This window comes from Cloacibacterium sp. (assembly GCF_047601505.1).
Taxonomy (GTDB): Bacteria; Bacteroidota; Bacteroidia; order Flavobacteriales; family Weeksellaceae; genus Cloacibacterium.
Genome location: NZ_JASGJD010000001.1, coordinates 3021258 through 3040321, shown reverse-complemented (window position 1 = coordinate 3040321; position 19064 = coordinate 3021258). Strand labels below are relative to the sequence as shown.

At 33.4% G+C, this 19064-nt stretch carries 13 protein-coding genes and 1 pseudogene; 12 read left to right on the top strand and 2 right to left on the bottom strand.

What is annotated here, in order from left to right; translation table 11 throughout:
- Positions 1-319 precede the first annotated feature (319 nt).
- From QM746_RS13785 to QM746_RS13760, 6 genes are all read left to right on the top strand, one after another.
- Positions 320-1627, top strand: coding sequence for a hypothetical protein (locus tag QM746_RS13785; protein ID WP_414984755.1), 1308 nt, complete (start codon positions 320-322; stop codon positions 1625-1627).
- Between the two features lie 74 nt (positions 1628-1701).
- Positions 1702-2736: a T9SS type A sorting domain-containing protein gene (locus QM746_RS13780; protein ID WP_414984754.1), complete on the top strand. Its 1035-nt coding sequence runs from the start codon at positions 1702-1704 to the stop codon at positions 2734-2736.
- A gap of 79 nt (positions 2737-2815) precedes the next feature.
- Positions 2816-3349 (top strand): hypothetical protein, encoded by a 534-nt coding sequence (locus QM746_RS13775; RefSeq protein ID WP_414984753.1) that lies wholly within the window; start codon positions 2816-2818, stop codon positions 3347-3349.
- Between the two features lie 115 nt (positions 3350-3464).
- Positions 3465-4235 (top strand): hypothetical protein, encoded by a 771-nt coding sequence (locus tag QM746_RS13770; RefSeq protein ID WP_414984752.1) that lies wholly within the window; start codon positions 3465-3467, stop codon positions 4233-4235.
- Between the two features lie 46 nt (positions 4236-4281).
- Positions 4282-5556 (top strand): S41 family peptidase, encoded by a 1275-nt coding sequence (locus QM746_RS13765; RefSeq protein WP_414984751.1) that lies wholly within the window; start codon positions 4282-4284, stop codon positions 5554-5556.
- 307 nt (positions 5557-5863) lie between these two features.
- Positions 5864-7648, top strand: a complete 1785-nt coding sequence (locus QM746_RS13760; protein WP_414984750.1) for a metallophosphoesterase — start codon at positions 5864-5866, stop codon at positions 7646-7648.
- A 290-nt stretch (positions 7649-7938) separates the two neighbouring features.
- On the opposite strand, the gene QM746_RS13755 is transcribed toward QM746_RS13760, so the two are convergent.
- Positions 7939-9006 (bottom strand): phosphatidylinositol-specific phospholipase C1-like protein, encoded by a 1068-nt coding sequence (locus tag QM746_RS13755; protein ID WP_414984749.1) that lies wholly within the window; start codon positions 9004-9006, stop codon positions 7939-7941.
- A 283-nt stretch (positions 9007-9289) separates the two neighbouring features.
- On the opposite strand from QM746_RS13755, the gene QM746_RS13750 reads away from it, so the two are divergent.
- Positions 9290-12358, top strand: a complete 3069-nt coding sequence (locus QM746_RS13750) for a SusC/RagA family TonB-linked outer membrane protein (protein ID WP_414984748.1) — start codon at positions 9290-9292, stop codon at positions 12356-12358.
- A gap of 15 nt (positions 12359-12373) precedes the next feature.
- Entirely contained in the window at positions 12374-14134 is a 1761-nt protein-coding gene (locus QM746_RS13745) for a RagB/SusD family nutrient uptake outer membrane protein (protein WP_414984747.1), read from the top strand.
- 430 nt (positions 14135-14564) lie between these two features.
- Here QM746_RS13745 and QM746_RS13740 read toward each other — a convergent pair whose 3' ends face one another.
- A complete protein-coding gene (locus QM746_RS13740; RefSeq protein WP_414984746.1) occupies positions 14565-15044 on the bottom strand; it encodes a transposase in 480 nt (159 codons plus the stop codon).
- Between the two features lie 677 nt (positions 15045-15721).
- Here QM746_RS13740 and istA point away from each other — a divergent pair.
- The 4 genes and pseudogenes from istA to QM746_RS13720 all read left to right on the top strand — a co-directional run bounded on the left by istA (position 15722) and on the right by QM746_RS13720 (position 19047).
- Positions 15722-17275, top strand: coding sequence for an IS21 family transposase (istA, locus tag QM746_RS13735; protein ID WP_414984745.1), 1554 nt, complete (start codon positions 15722-15724; stop codon positions 17273-17275).
- A 67-nt stretch (positions 17276-17342) separates the two neighbouring features.
- On the top strand, positions 17343-17489 hold the full coding sequence (locus tag QM746_RS13730) for a hypothetical protein (RefSeq protein WP_414982670.1): 147 nt from the start codon (positions 17343-17345) through the stop codon (positions 17487-17489).
- A gap of 12 nt (positions 17490-17501) precedes the next feature.
- Positions 17502-18080 (top strand): annotated as a pseudogene (gene istB, locus QM746_RS13725) (IS21-like element helper ATPase IstB); the annotation flags it as partial.
- A 427-nt stretch (positions 18081-18507) separates the two neighbouring features.
- Positions 18508-19047 carry a hypothetical protein gene (locus QM746_RS13720; protein WP_414984744.1) on the top strand — a complete coding sequence of 180 codons (540 nt, stop codon included), beginning with the start codon at positions 18508-18510 and terminating at the stop codon, positions 19045-19047.
- The last annotated feature ends 17 nt before the right edge of the window (positions 19048-19064 follow it).

Genomic DNA, 19064 nt, shown 5'->3' with positions numbered 1-19064 from the left:
ACAAAAAAACATCAGCCCGTAAGCTGAAAAAGAACAGCGTTCATTGTAACCGCAAAAATTAAAACCTAAGGAAAACCCGCCTTTCGGAGTGAGAACCTTACGAAGTATACAATAACAACCGTGCTCGTCAAGTGCCGGTTTTGCAAGGTTTTTTGGAGATTGTGGTAAGCTTGCTTTCTGGTGTTGTGCCTTTCGGCACCGTGAAAGATAAAAACTAAAAAATTGGGAGACAAAAGGCATTGTCTCCCGAGGCAATTAACCAGTTTCGGGCTATAAAAATTGTGGAGCCCAGGACAAAATTAACCAAATATTAATAATTATGAGAAATTTCTTTCTTGTGGCAATGGCAGCCTTTTCATTAACGGCTTGTCGTCAGAACGATTCTTTAGTAGAATCAGATTCTAGTTTTAATATGCAGTCTTCATCTGCAGATTATGCAGTTGGTTGTAATCTTCCTGTTCAAACTGTTGCAGGAGATGTGGGTTCAGGAGGTGTTCCAACTACCTGGACGGCAGATAAGATCTGGGAAATTGATGGAATTTTAAATGTACCAAATAATGTAACTCTGACTATTGAGCCGGGAACATACATCAAAGCAAAACCCAAGAGCAATAATACACCTACTGGTGTATTGGTGGTACAAAAAGGGGGTAAATTGAATGCGAACGGAACCGTTTCTGCCCCTGTAGTATTTACCAGCTACAATCTTTTGGATTGTGAAGATGATACGAAAGCTGCTCCCGGAGATTTTGGAGGAGTAATTATTTTGGGAGATGCCCCTATCAATACCGCAACCGGAACTGCTACTATCGAGGGGCTTAGTGGTTCTCAATACGAATATGGAGGAACTAATTCAGCTCATAACGGAGGTTCTTTAACTTACGTTCGTATAGAGTATGGAGGTTTTGATTTATTAGCACCTAACTCCGGAAATGAGATTAACGGTTTAACATTAGGAGGTGTTGGAAATGGAACGACCTTACACCATATTCAGGTATCCTACGGTAAAGATGATGCGTTCGAGTTCTTTGGTGGAACAGTTAATGCATCTAACATTATTGCGTTTGCACAGGATGATGACGGTTTTGATTTTGATAACGGATATGTAGGTACTATTACCAACGCATTGGCATTGGCTGATATTAATTCTACACATAGTCAAAGTGGTACTGCTCCTAATCAAGTATCGGATACGAATGGTATTGAGTTGGATAATAATTCAACAGGAACTGCTACTACATTGTTGACGCACCCTATCATTAACGGGCTTACTATTGTTGGGGTTTCCAGCTCTAATACCTTATATGAAAATGGAATCCACGTAAGAAGACACGGTCAATTAACAGTAAATGATGGTATAGTAGTAGGATATCCAAGAGGTATTTATGTAGAGGGTACAGGTTCATTGTTTACTTCTACTAATTTCACCTCCGTTTTTGTACACGGGTTTAATACCGATGCTGCTGGTCCGGATACGAATTTAATTCCTGCCGCAAACAGATTAACAGGTGCTGTTTCTTTACCTATTTTCGGACTGCCACAACCATTCTTTAATAATTGGCCAGTAGATTTAGGAATAAGAAATGGAGATTTCTTCGGTGCTTGGACACAATACAATAATTATTAATTCAATAAAAGTTTAATCCTAACGGGCAGCGGCACGATAAACGCTGCTGTTGCCTGTTTTTATTTTTAGAAAATATGAAACAAATAGTTATCAGCTTGGCGGTATTGCTAAGTATCAGCATAAAATCACAAAACCTGTATACTGCATGGGAAACTACATTTGATACTCCTGCAGAAATAGCCGGTTGGCAGTTCTATGATGGAAATAATAACAATAATACATGGAATGTTGGAAAGCATGTAGTTCGTCAGGCAGCAACGCCAAGTATGTATGAGGAAGTATCACCTGACGGGGTTTTGAGATACAGTGTCTATATACCTAATGTAGTTGGTAGTCCGGCTAACTTCAAGCCTGATTATGGAAATGATGTTGAAGACTGGGCGATTTCTCCGGAGATCGATTTATCAGGATATGGAGGAGAGATTACCTTGGCAGCAATGATTGGAAGATTGATTGCCTACAATAGCACTTCTACATCTAATAATACTAACCGTAGTGTTTTTGTGTACGTAAGCACCCCGGCAAAACCGGTGCCTGATGTTTCCGACTTCCAGGCATTGCGTTCTGCCATCGTAGCGGATGTTGCTGTTAATGGTTTATCTTCTTCTTTAATCCCTAAAGAATTAAAAATTACAAATGCTGATTATATTGCAGAAGGTAATGCTTTGTTTGCACAGGCAACGGCAGACCTTTCCCAGTATGCCGGCAAAAAAATCTATTTAGGTTTTTGGACAAACCGTAACTTTGCAAATGGTTTTCCGGCAGGATTCAATACTACTCCTTTTAGTAGTAACGCTTATCCAAATGCAAGTTTGACTTTCCAAATAGATGAGATGCAGGTTTTTGCTACAGAAGAAAATTTATCTACAGCAGACGCTAAAGGTAAATCTGCAAACGTAACAATATATCCAAATCCTGTTGCAGAAGTGCTTTACCTAAAACAGGTAACCAAAGCCAACGTAGCCGTCTACAATGCTGTGGGGCAAAAGGTGCTAAGCAAAGCTGTAACCAACGGGCAGCTTAACGTAAGTGCATTGCAAAAAGGGGTATATACCCTGGCGGTAGAAACCAACGGCAAACTAAGCACAACGAAGTTTATTAAAAAATAATACTTTTTATCATAAGCCTCGGTAATAATTCCTTTCCGAAGTTTATGTTTTTATCTACCAAATCATAAAATAAAAAACAATGGCAGATATTATTTTCAAAACAAAAGACGATGTTACCGATAGCTGGGTACAGTATATTGAGAACGAATCCCGCTCTCTTGCACAGAGAGACGAATTTGCAATACAGAACTATGCAGATAGGGAAATCCTGAATCCTGCAGTGCAAAGCTATCTGGAGACCATTGACGATGATGGTGACGATATCGTCGGGGAAGCATTTGCAAAATCCGCAGGAAATGTGGCAATGATGACTACAGAATTAGAGGGATTTCAGCTCAACTATGCTCAGGAAGTACAGTGGCTGGCTTTGCCTGAATGGTTAAGATTCCGATTCAGAAGAATAAAGAAAAAAGTACAGAAGATATTTTGTGCAGTAGCAGGGGAATTGATAGACGGTGGCGAACTGGATATAAAAGGAATCATTAAAGCGGTTCTTCTTGCTCTGATTCCTGCTTTTGCTTCAGGTCTTCCTGCAGCAGTTTTTTCTATTATAATTGGGCTTGTTGCTTATTTGTTGAAATACGGATATACCAAAACCTGCCCTGCCAACTAATAACATTTTAAAATCACTGTCCTTTGTTTTTGAGATTAAAGCACAGGGCAGTTTTAAAAAAATAAACTAAAAAAAATCGAAAATTTCCGAATTCCTAAATGAAAATAAAGGTAATATGAGTAAATTTAAAATAATTAAAAAACTTATTGTCTGTTCAATAATAGCAATGAGTTTGCTTTCCTGCACAGATGAAACATTGCAACCTTATGATGTAGCCCAAAAACCTGCAGAAGTAAATGTTAAAGGCTATTCCAAACCCGATGTTTTACAGCTTCGGCTGAATGGCGAACCTGTTTCCATTGGTGGAAATACATCGTACACCAACAATATTACCACTCAGCTGAAATTCGTTTTAGATAAAGGAGAAACCGATGTTCTCGGTATTTATAACAATGCCACTGGAGCAGAAATCAAAACCTTCAATATCACCTACGATAACGCAGAAGATTACAAGACGTTGAACTTTTTCAATCTTCCGGGAATTTTCTTACAAGCTTCCGCTGTAAAACCAACTGTTAATCTCGGAAGAATTGGTTATGAATTTATCTTTCCGAATCTGGGAGAATTTTCAGGAAGTAATCTGGAAAATGTAAAAGGCATTTTACGAAGAAACAACGGAGCCGTCTTGGCAACCTTTGATGAAATAGGCAAAAAGGAATTTACTGCAGTTAAAATCTACAATAATTTCAATACCAGTGCTCCTGTTTATTTGGAACTTTATAAAACAGGAACAAGCGAGCCTTATATCGGTGCGAGTCCAATTATAGTAACTCTTAAACAGGTGTATATCAATAATGACAGAGTGAATATGATTGTACTTCAGGAAAAACAGGAAAATGGAACGTGGACGGTAAAGGGTGATATTGATGTTGCCGATTATTTGTAAAATCAAATTTTCAATAGGTTCAGAAATTAAAGATTCAGCAAAGTTAATGACAAAAACAACAGAATTATTGAGAGCATGGTTGGCATTGTTTTCCGTTTTTACATTGTTTTCCTGTAATAGGATTGACGATGAAGAATATCGACCGAATTTTGAGGATGGAACAACCGAATCTGTGAATCTTTGGGTTCAGGATTCGATGAAGCGGTATTATTATTGGGCGGAACAAATGCCTAAAAAACCGGATTACAGTCTTCCGACAAAAGATTTTTTCAACAGCCTGCTATCTCCAAAAGACCGGTTTTCATCGATTTTAGATAAAAACAATACTTCCACTTATTCCAAAAGTGTAAGAAGTTTATATGGTTTTGATTATTCGGTTTTGCAGCAAAACGGAAAAATATTTGCCGTCATTAAGCTGGTTTTGAAGAATTCCCCAGCTCAAAACGTGGGTTTACAACGTGGAAAGATCATCACAAAAATTAACGGAACTTCCATTAATTCGGGCAATATGAATAATGTTGAACAGATGATCATCAACTCCTCTTCACCAATGAAACTCATGATCGGAATCTGGGAAAACGGAAACATTATCAACGAAAACGAAATTACAATTTATCAGAGTTTTACATTTGACCAACCCCTGGTTTCCAAAATTTTTGAACAAAACGGAAAGAAAATTGGCTATCTCTATATTTACAGTTTTCAAAACGGTATGGCATCATCTTTTGCCAATAAATTTGCAGAATTTAAATCCGCAGGAGTTTCTGAATTAATTCTCGATTTACGTTACAATTACGGTGGAATGCTGGCTTCTTCGGCAGCACTTTGTGCAATGATTCCATCAGGAATTTCGGGAAATTCCCCATTCATTATTTATAAAGGCAACAAAAACGGTGGCGAAGTACATCTTTCTTTTGTACAGCAATTGGCTTATGATTCCGGCTCACCAGGTTTTAGCACATTATACAACCAAAATTTAGAACTTTCAAAAGTATATGTTTTAACCACGGAAAGTACGGCTTCTGCTTCGGAAACCGTTATTAATAATTTAAAACCTTATATGCAGGTAATACAAATTGGTGGTAAAACTTTAGGAAAAGATATGTCAGGCTGGGATATTGATGTCAAGCGGAATCCTCCCAAGATTTCTTGGCAGATACACCCAATGATATACAAATTATATAACGCCAATAATGGAGGAAATTATAGCTCAGGAATTTCACCTACAATTTCGATTAATGAATTTCAGTCGATGCCAATTATGGAGCTGGGAAATCAGGAAGAAACCTTGCTGAAAAAAGCATTGCACGAAATTGATTAAACCTTAGTGAATATTTTAGAATAGATATAGATATTACCTGTTGTGCATTTAGATAAAATTTTAATGCAAAGGCTCAAGTTGGTAATATTTAATATTTTACGATTTTTAAACGCAAATTTTTAACAAAGTTAAAAATGAAAATTTTCTTAATCTTCTCTAAGTTCATTAATTTATTTATGCATCTTTACGGTTTAGTTGATTATCAGTTATTTAAATTCTTTTTACAAATTCACAACGGTTTTTTATAATTATTTAAAATAAAGTTAAACTAATTTTAAATTCTAAAATTTAACTTTGATTTATGTATATGAATAAATATGTATTTTTAATTTTTACGTTTTCTTTTTATTTGGCTCAGCAAAAACCAGTGCAGATTGCTTTTCTTTCCGATGTGCATTTTCAGGATCTATATGGAAATTTTTCGGATCATGATTTTAAAGGAATAATTAATCCTAAAACGGGGAGACCAACGATTTTGAGAACGATGGACTCTCAATTGCATTCCACAAGAATTTTTAATGAAAACTATTTTGCCTTTCTGAAAGCATTGGATGATATTGCAAAAAAAGGAATTAAAGTTGTCGCGATGCCCGGCGATTTTTCGGATGACGGACAAACGTATAATATTCGTGGATTACGTGACATTTTAGAAAATTACCACCACCAATACGGAATCGATTTTTATATCACCACAGGAAATCATGATCCAGTGGGTCCGTTTCGTCAAGACGCGGGAAAAGATGACTTTTTGGGGGAAGATGGAAATCCACTGGGAATTTACAGCAAAGAGAATATTGGAAAAGTCAATAATAAAATCATTACAAAAGACATCGCAGAATCCGGCTATCTGGAAATTTTGGACGAATTAAAAGACTTTGGCTTTTATCCTAAAAAAGAAAATTTATTTTGGAGCACTCCTTTTAATATTCAATCAGTTAAAAATTATTCTTACGAAAAAGTCTTGCAAAGTGCTGATTATTCCAAGAGAATGTATGAAGTTTCAAAAGGTTTTTCCGTTCCTGATTTAAGTTATGTAGTTGAACCTGTAAAAGGAGTTTGGATGATTGCAATTGATGGAAATACTTACATCCCTAAAAACTTAAATGAAAATCCCAATAACCCTTCAAATTATAAAGGCGCAAGCATTGGTTACAATAATGTGATGACGAATAAAAAACATCTAATTGAATGGGTGAAAAAAATTACTCAGGAAGCAAAATTGAACGGGAAAACACTTATTGCTTTCACTCATTATCCGATGATTGATTTTAATGATGGAGCAACAAATGAAATTAAAAGTTTATTAGGCGAAAAAAAATGGCAGTTGGAAAGAGTTCCTGAGGAAGAAGTTGCAAAAGCATTTACAGATGCTGGTTTACAGGTTCATTTTGCAGGACATATGCACATTAATGATACCGGAATTAAAAAAATAGGAGATAAAATACTGGTGAATATTCAGGTTCCTTCGTTAGCGGCTTATCTTCCGGCATATAAAATATTGACTATAAAATCTCCAGATCAGTTGGAAGTTCAAACGGAAGTTTTAAATGATGTCCCCAATTTTGATGAATTGTTTCCACTATACGAAAAAGAATATTATATTCTGAAAAAAGACAAAAATAAAATCCTTTGGAATAAAGATATTTTACAATCGAAATCGTATCATGATTTTATGTTATTTCACTTAAAAGAATTGGTGCGGTTGAGAATAATTCCAAATGATTGGCCGAAAAATTTCATTGAAAAAGCAGAGCAATTGAATGGGGAAAATTTGTTATTATTAGTTCAAAATAAAAATCAATTAAAGGAAAAAGGAATTCAATCAGAAACTTTCAAAAAATGGAATTTTGAAGATCTTTTACTGGATCTGTACAAGTTTCAATCTGCCGATGAATTGGCTAAAAAAGATATTCCGAAAGAAAGATTACAGCAATATCATACATTAGAAAATTTTTTTCAACAGAACCAATCGCAGGATTTGTTTATAGTAAAGCTAAAATCTGTTTTTAAAATTCTTTCGTTGCTTTCAAACAGCGATCCTGCAGATCATTTTGAAATAGATTTGGAAAAGCAGGAAGTGAAAAGACAATGATTTATTTTTTGTTTTATCGCGGATTTGGCAGATTATATAGGTGTTTGCGTTTCTTTATGTTAAAATTTAATTTAACTCTAAAGATTAATTTATTCTATTTTTTGATTTTAGGAGCTTAAGGGCAAATGAATTTTCTTGGATAAACAATTGTTATAATTAATTTATATCAATTAATCTTGCTAAATATTGTTTTATAGCACCTTATAGATATTTCTAGTTTGGATTAAAAAAGAAAAGACTATCAGAATGTAGATAGCCTTTTCAAAAATAAATCTAATTGTAAAAATATTCTATTTTCCGTTCACTGGATTTTTTCTTTCGTAAGTATTGTTATCAAAACTAATTTTATAGTTTGATTTAAATAGTTTACTTGGCTGATAATAATCTGTTGTAATTACTTGTGCACCGCTTTCTTTCGCTTTTTCAAATCTCGAATAATCCTCTTTTCTTGCTTCCATTGTATCTGCATCGGCTCTTGTTCGGACAATATACCCCTGCTTTACTAAATCAGTAATTTTCGAACTTGGATCATTCATAAACAAAACGGCGGCTTCGGGGGTTCCGGGCATTGAATTGGTGAAAATCATTCTCCCCTTCAAAGAAGCATGATCTTTGATGTATAAATCTCTGTTTTCACCATTATTGTCAAGTACAAATAAAAATTTTCCTTTTGTATCTTTTACTTTCGGCCAGTTTTTATTTAAAACAGCGTCATTCAAAGTTTTATAAGAATCACGAATATCATCAGGAATGATAATTTTATTTCTACCTAAATATTTTTTTAATTCATTATCTAAATCATCAAAAAGTTTAGATGTGAAATGCTCTGGTTCGGTTCCGAATTGATTGGTTTTTCCGTCTTTTGGCTCAAGTGTAATGAAAATGAGATTATGATCTGGATGCGCATCAGACCATTTTTTTAAGTCTTTCAAACAATCTTCTAATGTATAATATTGAGTTTGGTAATCGATATCTGTAATGTGAATCATTTTATAACCTGGTTTTTTCATTTTATTCTCAGGATCAAAAGGTTGTGTAGTTTTTACCAATTCTAAAATTTTCGGATGAGCATATTTTCCGCCTTTGCTGTCTGCATATACATCTATTTCAAGATTTCGAAGTCCCATATCTAATTGATTAGGAATAGGAATGTGCTCATACTGAATTTTTGGAAGAAAATTTAGCGAATCTTTTTTTAATAAATAACTGTAAACTTCCGGAAGAATAGCTTTTTTATAAGAATTGTGCGAACCAATAACTTGAACTTCGTTAATTTTTAAATCGTTTAAATTTTCAGATTGTGCTAAAAAAAAGTTAAATGACAAAACATAAAAACTTAATAAAACTATTTTTTTCATTTTTCAAATTTTAAAAGCAAAATTAACGACTCTTTTAATGGGATTAATTACATATTGCATTAAGAGTTCTTTAAGCTTCATAAAAAATGAGAGAAATAAAAAAAAATATAAGTTGCTGTTAATTAGAGGGGTAATGTTTTTTTGCGGAAAAATCTATTTATATTTTATTGATTTTAACATAATATTATGTTAAAATAATTTCAAAGCAAAGGTACTTACTTTGTATACCGAAAAATAAATACCGCTGTTGCGGCAACAACAGCGGCTATTTATTAAGCAAGCAATGTTCACAATTACTTTACTTAACGATATGTACCACAAAATTAATTTTTTTAAATTAAAAAAGCTAATTCCCATAGCATTTTTATTTTTGGTTTCTAGCCAAATAGATGCAAAAGGAATTACGAATGATTACCTAGTTTTTTCTAGGGTAAATGAGACGATTACGGGTTCTGTTCTAAACCAGGACGGAGAAGCCATTGAAGGAGCAAAAATTACGATAGTAGAAACAGGTGTTACAACAACTTCTGATGTTTCGGGGAAATTTAGTATTTCGGCTAGTATAGGTCAAACATTATTGATTTCTATAGACGACCAGGAGGTTCAGAAGATGAAAATAACTAGTACGAGAGTTTCTATTAGATTAAAATCTAAGTCTTCTGTTTCGATTTCTGAAGTTACATTGGTAGGCTATGGCACTCAAAAAAAATCAGATTTAACAGGAGCAGTAAGTCAGTTAAAATCGGAAAACTTCAAAGAAGGAATGAATATCTCTGTAGATAATTTAATGCAGGGGAAAGTAGCAGGTGTTAGGATTGTACAATCTAGTGGAGAACCAGGGGCAGGTGTAAATGTTTCGATTAGAGGAATTGGGTCTATAAGAAGCGGAAGTACACCTTTATTTGTTGTAGATGGAGTACCATTGAGCAATGAGGCAGTAAGTGCAACATCTCCTAACATAGGTTTGGGTAATACTCAAGCGAAAAATCCTTTAAATTTCTTGAATACCTCTGATATTGAATCTATTACCGTAATGAAAGATGCGTCTGCTGCTGCCATTTATGGGGCAAGAGGTTCTAACGGGGTTATATTAGTAACGACTAAAAAAGGGAAGAAGGGAGATCCTCTTTTTACTTATGAAACGTATTTCGGAACTTCTTCTGTAATCAAGAAATTAAATTTACTAACAGCAGATGAATACAGAGCTACAGGAATAGATAAATCTTATGATCATAAAGGTAATACTGATTGGCAAGATGAGTTATACAGAACAGCAACATCACAAAATCACTCAATTTCTTTTTCAAAATCTACCGATACAGGTAATTATTTTGCATCCATCTCTCATATGGATCAGGAAGGAATTGTGCTAAATAGTAATTTTAAAAGAACTACAGCCCGATTGAATGCAGAAGAATCTTTCTTTGATAATAAAAGACTTAAAGTAAAGCTCAATCTAACAGCAAGTGATATTAAAGAAACCGGAATACCCAATGGTTCGAATGCTGGATCTGATAGCCAGGTGATCATCCATGCTTTAATGGCAAATCCTACAAGATCTGTGTATGATGAAAATGGTAATTATACCAATTTTAATATGAATGCACATTATAATCCTTTGTATTTATTAAGTGTTTATAATGATAAAACCAATACATTTAGGGTTCTTGGTAATACAGAAGCAACATTAAGAATTTTACCAGGATTAAATTATAAATTTAATTTAGGCATAGATAAAACAACTTCGGAAAGAAATACAACAATGTATCCTAACCTTACTGATAGAACTCCAAAAGGGATGTACATTCAGGCAAATCTTGAATCATTAAATACACTGTTAGAACATTATCTTACTTATGATTTTAATGTAAAGAAAAACAATTTTAGCTTATTGGCAGGTTTTTCTTATCAGAAATTTAAATTTTCTGGCACCTATTTCGGGTTAAAAAATATAGCAGATAAAAATGCGGGAGTATCTCCAGATATAAACCCAGGCTATTCAGGAGAAGCATTTGTTCCGGCTGCTGGTTATGCACAAGAGAATGAACTTCAATCTTATTTTGGAAGAATTAATTATAATTTTGACAAAAAATATTTATTAACAGTTTCTTTAAGAGCAGATGGCTCTACACGTTTTGGAGAAAATAACAAATATGGGTATTTTCCATCTATAGCATTAGGTTGGACGATTTCTAATGAAAACTTTTTGAAAGATTCTCAAATTGTGAAAGAGCTAAAACTAAGAGGAAGCTGGGGGCAAACCGGTAATCAAGAGGTTCCAAATAAAATAACTCAGGCAAGCTATTCTCTTTCTCAAGGTTCGGGATATTATTTGTATGACAATTTAAATCTAATTAACGGAGTAACAGTAAATAGAACTGCCAATCCGGATTTGAAATGGGAAGTTGTAGAACAAACAAATTTCGGAGTTGATTTTAGCTTATTTAAGAATAGATTATATGGATCTTTAGAGTATTATAACAAGATAACAAAAGATCCAATTCTTAATATTCCTTCAGGTGCATTAAGCCCTACAAGTACTATATGGAAAAATGTAGATGCCCAAATTGTAAATAAAGGATTTGAATTTTCTTTCGGATCAGATATTATCAAAAACGAAAATTTTACTTGGACGATGGATTTAAATGGAGCTACAGTAAATAATGTTGTTAAAAATCTTCCAGTATCAGAAATTTATTCAGGAGAAGTATCTGGCCCTGGTCTTTCGGGGGTTACCGCTAATATTTACAAAAACGGATATGAAGCAGGTTCTTTCTATATGCTAAATTATCAAGGAATAGATGCTAATGGTAAATATATCTATGAAGATGTGGATAAAGATGGTACAATAGGACCAAAAGATCGAAAAATTTTTGAAGGAGCTATCCCTAATTTTACCTACGGAATTAACTCGTTTATGAAATATAAAAATTTTGATTTTTCTTTTTCATTTATAGGGCAAGCAGGAGGATATTTAGTAAACAATACCGCTTTGGATTTAAATATCAACAATCTGGCATCAGATAGAAATGTTTTGAAAAATTTTTATGATTCTGGAGCTAGTTTTACCAATCAACCTCAATTATCTTCTCTTTATTTAGAAAAATCTGATTTTATTAGGCTAAATAATGTTAGAGTGGGTTATACTTTCAATATAGATGAGTTAAAATGGCTTAAAAATCTTAATATTTACGTAAGTGCTCAGAATTTATGGACAATTACCAATTATTCTGGATATGATCCACTTATTGATACCAACAAGCAAGTAGGAGGCAACCAATCTTTAGGTATTGATTATACCACATATCCATCAGCAAAAACTATTTTGATGGGAGCAACTGTAAAATTTTAATCTAAAAAATTAATTATGAAATCTATTCTTTTAAAAATAAATGTAACCTTACTAGGTGTTTTAGCCATAGGCTTAGTTAGCTGTACCAATCTTGACGAGCGAGTTATAGATGAAGTTCTAGGATCGGAAAATGCAGATCCAGAAAGTGCCTTGTCCGCAGCATATGGACAATTGGGAGATGGTACTTTTGTAGATCACGGAAATGTTTTTGCACTTCAAGAATATTCTACAGACGAAGCTTTATTACCCACAAGAGGTAGTGACTGGGGAGATGGAGGGAAATGGAGAGCAATGCACGAATTTACTTGGGATGCCAGTAATGATGTTGTAAAAACAACTTGGAATAATCTAAATTTAGGAATTACAAAATCTCTTACTGCAATTGGAAGTGTTGAAAAAAGTAATATAGCTAATAAAACATTGTTTTTAGCAGAAGCAAAAGGATTATTAGCTTATTATACCTATACTACATTAGATTTATTTGGGCAAGCTCCTTACAGAGATCCTAGTAATGTAAATGCTCCTATTGAAGTGCGAAAAGCAGATACATCAATTGATGCACTAATTACTGAAGTGGAAAATATTATTCCAGATTTAGCAGATATTAAATCACAGAATACTCATGCCGGAAGATTTACAAAACAAGCAGCTTATGCATTACTAGCTGATATGTATTTGAACAGAGCTGTTCTTAAGAATAAAACGGCAAATACTTTCAATTTTACAGAAAAAGCGATCAGTGGAACTGAAACAGATATGGATAAAGTGATTCAATATACATCTCAGTTGATTAACGGAGGAAAATTTAGTTTAGAAGCTAACTATTTTCACAATTTTGATATTAATAACTCTGATAGTAAAGAAATGATATTTTCGGTGGTTCAGATTAAGAATACCAATAGAAATAGTGATAATGATTTTGCTTATATGTCTACAGAAAGATCACAAAAGCCTTCTCCAGATAACAGAGGCACAAATGCATCATGCGTTACTCCAGAATTTTATTATACATGGAACGGGAATTTTGATGATCCTAGGTTTCATAGATATTACCAATATAATGATGGAACTTGGTTTCTAAATGATGGAACAGATGTAAGTGTACCTTCAACAAGTAAGGTAGAAGGTACGGGGAAACCTTGGTTTCATTTTAACAGAGGTTTGCAGGTTGGACAGCAATATGGTCCAAAAATTTTATCAACAGGAAATTTTGATATGACAACTGATGGTAGAATTAAAGTATTCAAATTATTTACTGAAAAAAATACCACATTAGCAGCTGATTTTACTCCTGAATTAAATTTTGATAAACCATCAGAATCAGTTTTTACGCAATCTCAAATTAACAGAGGTGTAAGAGTTTTTAAATTTGAATTCGATCCAGGATATGGCAACAATGGAACAAGTGGTGTAGACATTCCTTTATACAGACTAGGAGGTATATATATTATGAGAGCAGAAGCTTATTTCAGAAATGGAAATATAACAGGTGCTTTAGCCGATATTAATCTTTTAAGAACAAGTAGAACGAGAGAAGCTTTATTTAATAATGTTCCGGGTAAACCTCTTGCCTCTTTAGATGCTACTAAACTGTACAATGAAATAGGGTATGAGATGTATTGGGAAATGTATAGAAGAAAAGCAATGATTAGATTTGGTAAATTTGATTTAGCTGGAACAGCAAAGCCAGCATCTCAGCCCTATAGAAGAATTTTTCCTATTCCTCAGGCTACAATTGATGCTTCAAAAGAATTTTCACAAAACGAAGGATACTAAGGTTTTCTAACATAAATTTTTTAACTAGTCCTAAAATAGAACCGTTTTACAATTAAAATACAAATCTGGAAGAACTAACTTGATTTTCCAGATTTTTTATATGTTCTTTCCAAGGTATTCATCTTTAGGCTCAAGTGTGGTCATTTGTTGTTGTAAATATAAATACTATCTTTCATCATTTATTTTAAATCCCGAATTTTTTTGTATTTGTAAATCAAAAGAGAAATTTGTAATAGAAGGAAGCTACTCATATCGATATGTATGATAAACAGCCATATGTTGAGTAGGCTGTTAAGAAAATGGCTGATTTTTTCAGAAAGAATCTGTTAAAAATAACTTACCGCCATGAGTTAGGTTGTTTTTAGTTGATGAAGTGTTTTATTTGGTGAGTTTTAATTAGATTTTAAATTTTTAAGGTTAAAATTTTAAATTATTTTGCAAAATCTAGTTGATATTGATTTTTAGATTTAATAATTCCAAAAGTTTGTCTCAAAAGTTTATTACATACAGCAATGAGAGCTAATTTTTTACATTTTCCTTTTTCTAAAATTCTTTCATACAAAGCTTTGCATTGCGGATTACATTTTACAGCACTCCAAGAACAGATAAAAAGAATACTTCGGATATGTTCTTTGCTGGTTCTACATTTGCCAACCGTTATTTTTTTATTTCCAGAATGATACATTCTGGGAGCAACACTAAAATATTTGCTTACCGATTTTGAATGTTCAAAATTCTTAAAATGCTTCGTTGCAACAAACAATAAAAGTGATGTTTTTTCTCCGATTCCGTTGATGCTTTTTAGTAAGTTTTTGTTTTCTTTCAACTCTTCATATTCCAATTTTGGTAATCTTTTTTGTAATTTTTCAATCGAATGAACAACTTTTTTCTCACTTAATTCATAATGCACAACGGGTTAATTAATAAAAAACCACTCATTGCTGAGTGGTTAGACTATTTATAAATAAAAGAAAATACTTTTTCTATTACTTAATACAAAGGTAGTTTTTTTAGACTAATTCTCATCTTTTCCAATTATATATCCTAATTGAAACATAGTTTTTACACCATATTTCTTTTTTATTGCTTGTATTTCTTTTTCTATAGTAGATTTTCCGGCAATTTTGAAATCAGGGTGTTTTTTGAATTACTTTGCCATTTCAGTTTGGTCATGCCCTTCTTTTAGTAGTTGTATGATGTATTCTTGTCTATTTATCATTCTAATTGAATTTATTCGGTATTGTAAAAATATTAATTTTTTATGTGATCAAGATATTGATTATTAATTAAATTTGTTGAAAATTAAATTCAATGAATAAAAAATCTACTCTGTTTTTATTATTTACTACTTTTATTTCAATTTTTTCTTTTGCTCAGACAATTCAAGAAAATGATTATTCTTTAAACTGGAAAAAACGGTCAAATTGACCATGTTATTTCGGAGTAAATTGACCATCAGTTTCGGTTTAAACTGACCACCTTATTTCGGAGCAAATTGACCACCTCAATTAGAGGAGAAAAATTGCAACAAAAACTGCCCATTTTTTCATGACGTTAGAAGCTTAAATTCGATAAAAAAATCGAATTATGGCAAACACCCTAACAGACATGAGTAAAATAAGAAAAGTCCTTAAATTGTACAGCAAAGGGAACAGTAAGTTGTTTATAAGCACCTATTTATCCCTATCTAGAAACACCGTAAAGAAGTATATCTCAATATTTGAAGCTTCAGGAAAAACAAAAGAAGAAATTTTATCAAAGAGCGATTCGGAGTTAGAATTGCTTTTTTCTGGAGGCAAAGAAGATGTCGTAAGCCCCAAACTACAGGAGTTGTATGATTATTTTCCAAAAATGGAAAGAGAACTGAAGAAAGTAGGCATTACCATTCATCATCTATGGGAAGCGTACATTGCGCAGCATTCCGATGGTTTCAAGAGCTCACAGTTCCGTCATCATTACCGAATATGGAGCAACAGGGTAAATCCCGTGATGCACATGCACCACAAATGCGGGGACAAGATGTACGTAGATTACGCAGGAAAACCCCTTTATATCATTGACAAAACGAATGGAGAATTACGAGAAGTACAATTTTTTGTAGCCCTATTAGGTGGAAGCCAATACACGTATGCGGAAGCCACGTTGAGCCAACAAAAGGAAGATTTTGTACATTCAGTAGAACGAGCAATGCGTTATTTTCAGGGCGTTCCCGCTGCAATAGTTCCCGATAATTTAAAATCTGCAGTGGTTAAAAGCAATCGTTTTGAGCCTACTTTGAATGAAACTTTATCAGATTTAGCCGAACACTATGAAACCACGATTTTACCAACCAGAGCCTATAAACCACGAGACAAATCCTTGGTAGAAGGAGCCGTGAAGATTTTGTATCGAAGAATTTATGCCAACATAAAAGACCAACAGTTTTTCAATTTAGAAGAACTCAACCAAGAAATCTGGGATTTATTAGACGCTCATAACAACCGAAAACTCACCGCTCGTCCTTATTCTCGCAGGGAACTGTTTTTGGAAGACGAACAGCCTACCTTACGACCGCTTCCTACTACTTATTTTGAAATCAAATACCAATCCTTTGCCACGGTAATGCAGAACGGACATGTTCATTTAAGCCGTGATAAGAACTATTACAGTGTTCCATATCCCTACATCAAGAAAAAGGTAAAACTATTGTACACCAGTTCTACGGTAGAAATTTATTACAAATACAACAGAATAGCCCTCCACAAGCGCAATTACAAGCCTTATGTATATACCACCACTTCGGAACATTTGGCAAGCACGCACCGTTTTGTAGCAGAATGGAGTGCAGAACGCTTCATGGATTGGGCGAAAAGCATTGACACAGCAGTTGGGGAATACATTCTGCATATCATCGAGAGTAGAAACCACCCAGAACAAGCTTACAAAAGCTGCTTAGGGATTTTGAATTTAGAAAAAAAAGTAGGAAAAGCACGCCTCATCAAAGCTTGCAAACGAGGTTTGGAGTATGAAATTTACAGTTACAAATCCATACAGAAAATTTTAGAAAACAATTTAGATCACATGGATTATGACACAGAAGACCAAAGCCAGCAAGAACTTCCCGAACATAGCAATATTCGTGGAAAGCAGTATTACAACTAGAAGTTAGAAGTTAGAAGCTAGAAGTTTAGCAAAAATTATCAATTATCAATCATCAATTATTAAAATTATGAATGAAACCACTCTTACCAAAATGAAGCAAATGACGCTTCACGGCATGCACAACGCCTTTAAAACCGCCATAGAAAGCGGTAAAATCGACCATTACACGTTGGATCAATTTATATCAATACTCATTGATGCAGAATGGGACTAAAGGCATAACAGGCGTATTGAAAGAAGCATCAAGAACGCCAAATTCCATTACCAATCCAGCATTGAAACCCTAAATTATGATGCGTCCAGAAATTTGGATCGCAATCTTATATTGAGACTCTCGGAATGCGAATTTGTAGAAAAAAACGAAAACATCCTGATCACAGGAAGCACGGGTGTTGGCAAAAGTTATCTAGGAACAGCATTGGGCTATCAGGCTTGTATAGAGGGTTATAAGGTAAATTACTTCAACACCTCGAAGCTGTTTGCAAAATTAAAAATGGCAAAAGCAGACGGTTCTTATCTACGAGAACTCACCAAAATACAGCGGCAGGATGTACTTATTCTGGATGATTTTGGGCTCCAAGCGTTGGACAGCCAGAACCGAATTACCCTTTTAGAAATCATAGAAGACCGTCACAACAACGGTTCTATCATTGTAACCTCACAAATCCCAGTTCAAGGTTGGTATGATATTATTGGTGAAAAAACCATTGCAGATGCTATTTTAGACCGACTTATCCATCAATCTCACCGTATTGAACTTCAAGGAGAATCGATGAGAAAAAAAAGAAACAGCAAAAATTACTAATTTTTATTACATTTGAATCAACAAGTTTAACAACAAAAAAACGCATGAAAAAAAGTAGTTTTTAAACAAGAAAAAGGGGTGGTCAATTTGCTCCGAAATAAGGTGGTCACTTTAAACCGAAACAAGGTGGTCACTTTAAATTGAAATGAGGTGGTCAATATCACTGAAATTTGCACAATGCTGTTATAAATAAAGAAAAAAATAAAATAATTGTATATAGACTACAAGTTTTTAATCAAATTAGAGGATTTGATCCTTCTTATGGTATTTATAAACAGTATTTAAAAGTCTTTGGAAATAAAATATATATCCAAGATGGAAATGATTGTTCAGTTTATGTTTTAGCAGAATAGATAAGGATCTTGAAAAACTTGTCTTGGAATTGGAAGCCATATTTTCAATATCAAACTCGAAATCAATTTACATCATGGTAAAATACTGTCATATATTTATATTAATTAGTTTATTAATTTCTTGTCAATCACAACAGTGTAAATCAGTATTGCTGTCAAATACAAGAACATGGATTCCATTAGATTGTACAGAGTGCTTTAAAAATAAGGACTATTCTAAAATTATCCCTGTTGAAATTGATACCGAATCTATTTATGAAGAAACAACTCAAAGAACTGATGGATGGTATTCAGTATTAAAATTTTATTCAAATGGTTACTTAAATTATTTTAGTTTTCAAGATGTTACAATATATACAAAAGAATCTTTTAATTCTAAAATAAATGGTTTAAGAGGGCGGATAACAAAAAATGTAAAAAATAGCAAAAATTATATTCAAACCTACTGCATAATTAATCATAGTGGAGATTGGGGTATAAAAACAGAAGAAATAGAAGTGAGAGGAGATGAAATACATTTAATTAGTGAAAGTGGACACGTATCTGTTTTTAAAAAGAAAATAGTCCCAAAAGAATTTCTTTCTTATGATGCTGATTGTAGAAATGGACTTTGATAATCAATCTTGGAATT

Bases quoted from the DNA above. Each gene is read 5' to 3' on its own strand.
- QM746_RS13720 (WP_414984744.1), top strand. From the start codon at position 18,508: ATGGTAAAATACTGTCATATATTTATATTAATTAGTTTATTAATTTCT.
- QM746_RS13760 (WP_414984750.1), top strand. From the start codon at position 5,864: ATGAATAAATATGTATTTTTAATTTTTACGTTTTCTTTTTATTTGGCT.
- QM746_RS13765 (WP_414984751.1), top strand. From the start codon at position 4,282: ATGACAAAAACAACAGAATTATTGAGAGCATGGTTGGCATTGTTTTCC.
- QM746_RS13770 (WP_414984752.1), top strand. From the start codon at position 3,465: ATGAGTAAATTTAAAATAATTAAAAAACTTATTGTCTGTTCAATAATA.
- QM746_RS13785 (WP_414984755.1), top strand. From the start codon at position 320: ATGAGAAATTTCTTTCTTGTGGCAATGGCAGCCTTTTCATTAACGGCT.
- istA (WP_414984745.1), top strand. From the start codon at position 15,722: ATGGCAAACACCCTAACAGACATGAGTAAAATAAGAAAAGTCCTTAAA.
- QM746_RS13755 (WP_414984749.1), bottom strand. From the start codon at position 9,006: ATGAAAAAAATAGTTTTATTAAGTTTTTATGTTTTGTCATTTAACTTT.
- QM746_RS13730 (WP_414982670.1), top strand. From the start codon at position 17,343: ATGAATGAAACCACTCTTACCAAAATGAAGCAAATGACGCTTCACGGC.
- QM746_RS13780 (WP_414984754.1), top strand. From the start codon at position 1,702: ATGAAACAAATAGTTATCAGCTTGGCGGTATTGCTAAGTATCAGCATA.
- QM746_RS13750 (WP_414984748.1), top strand. From the start codon at position 9,290: ATGTTCACAATTACTTTACTTAACGATATGTACCACAAAATTAATTTT.
- QM746_RS13775 (WP_414984753.1), top strand. From the start codon at position 2,816: ATGGCAGATATTATTTTCAAAACAAAAGACGATGTTACCGATAGCTGG.
- QM746_RS13745 (WP_414984747.1), top strand. From the start codon at position 12,374: ATGAAATCTATTCTTTTAAAAATAAATGTAACCTTACTAGGTGTTTTA.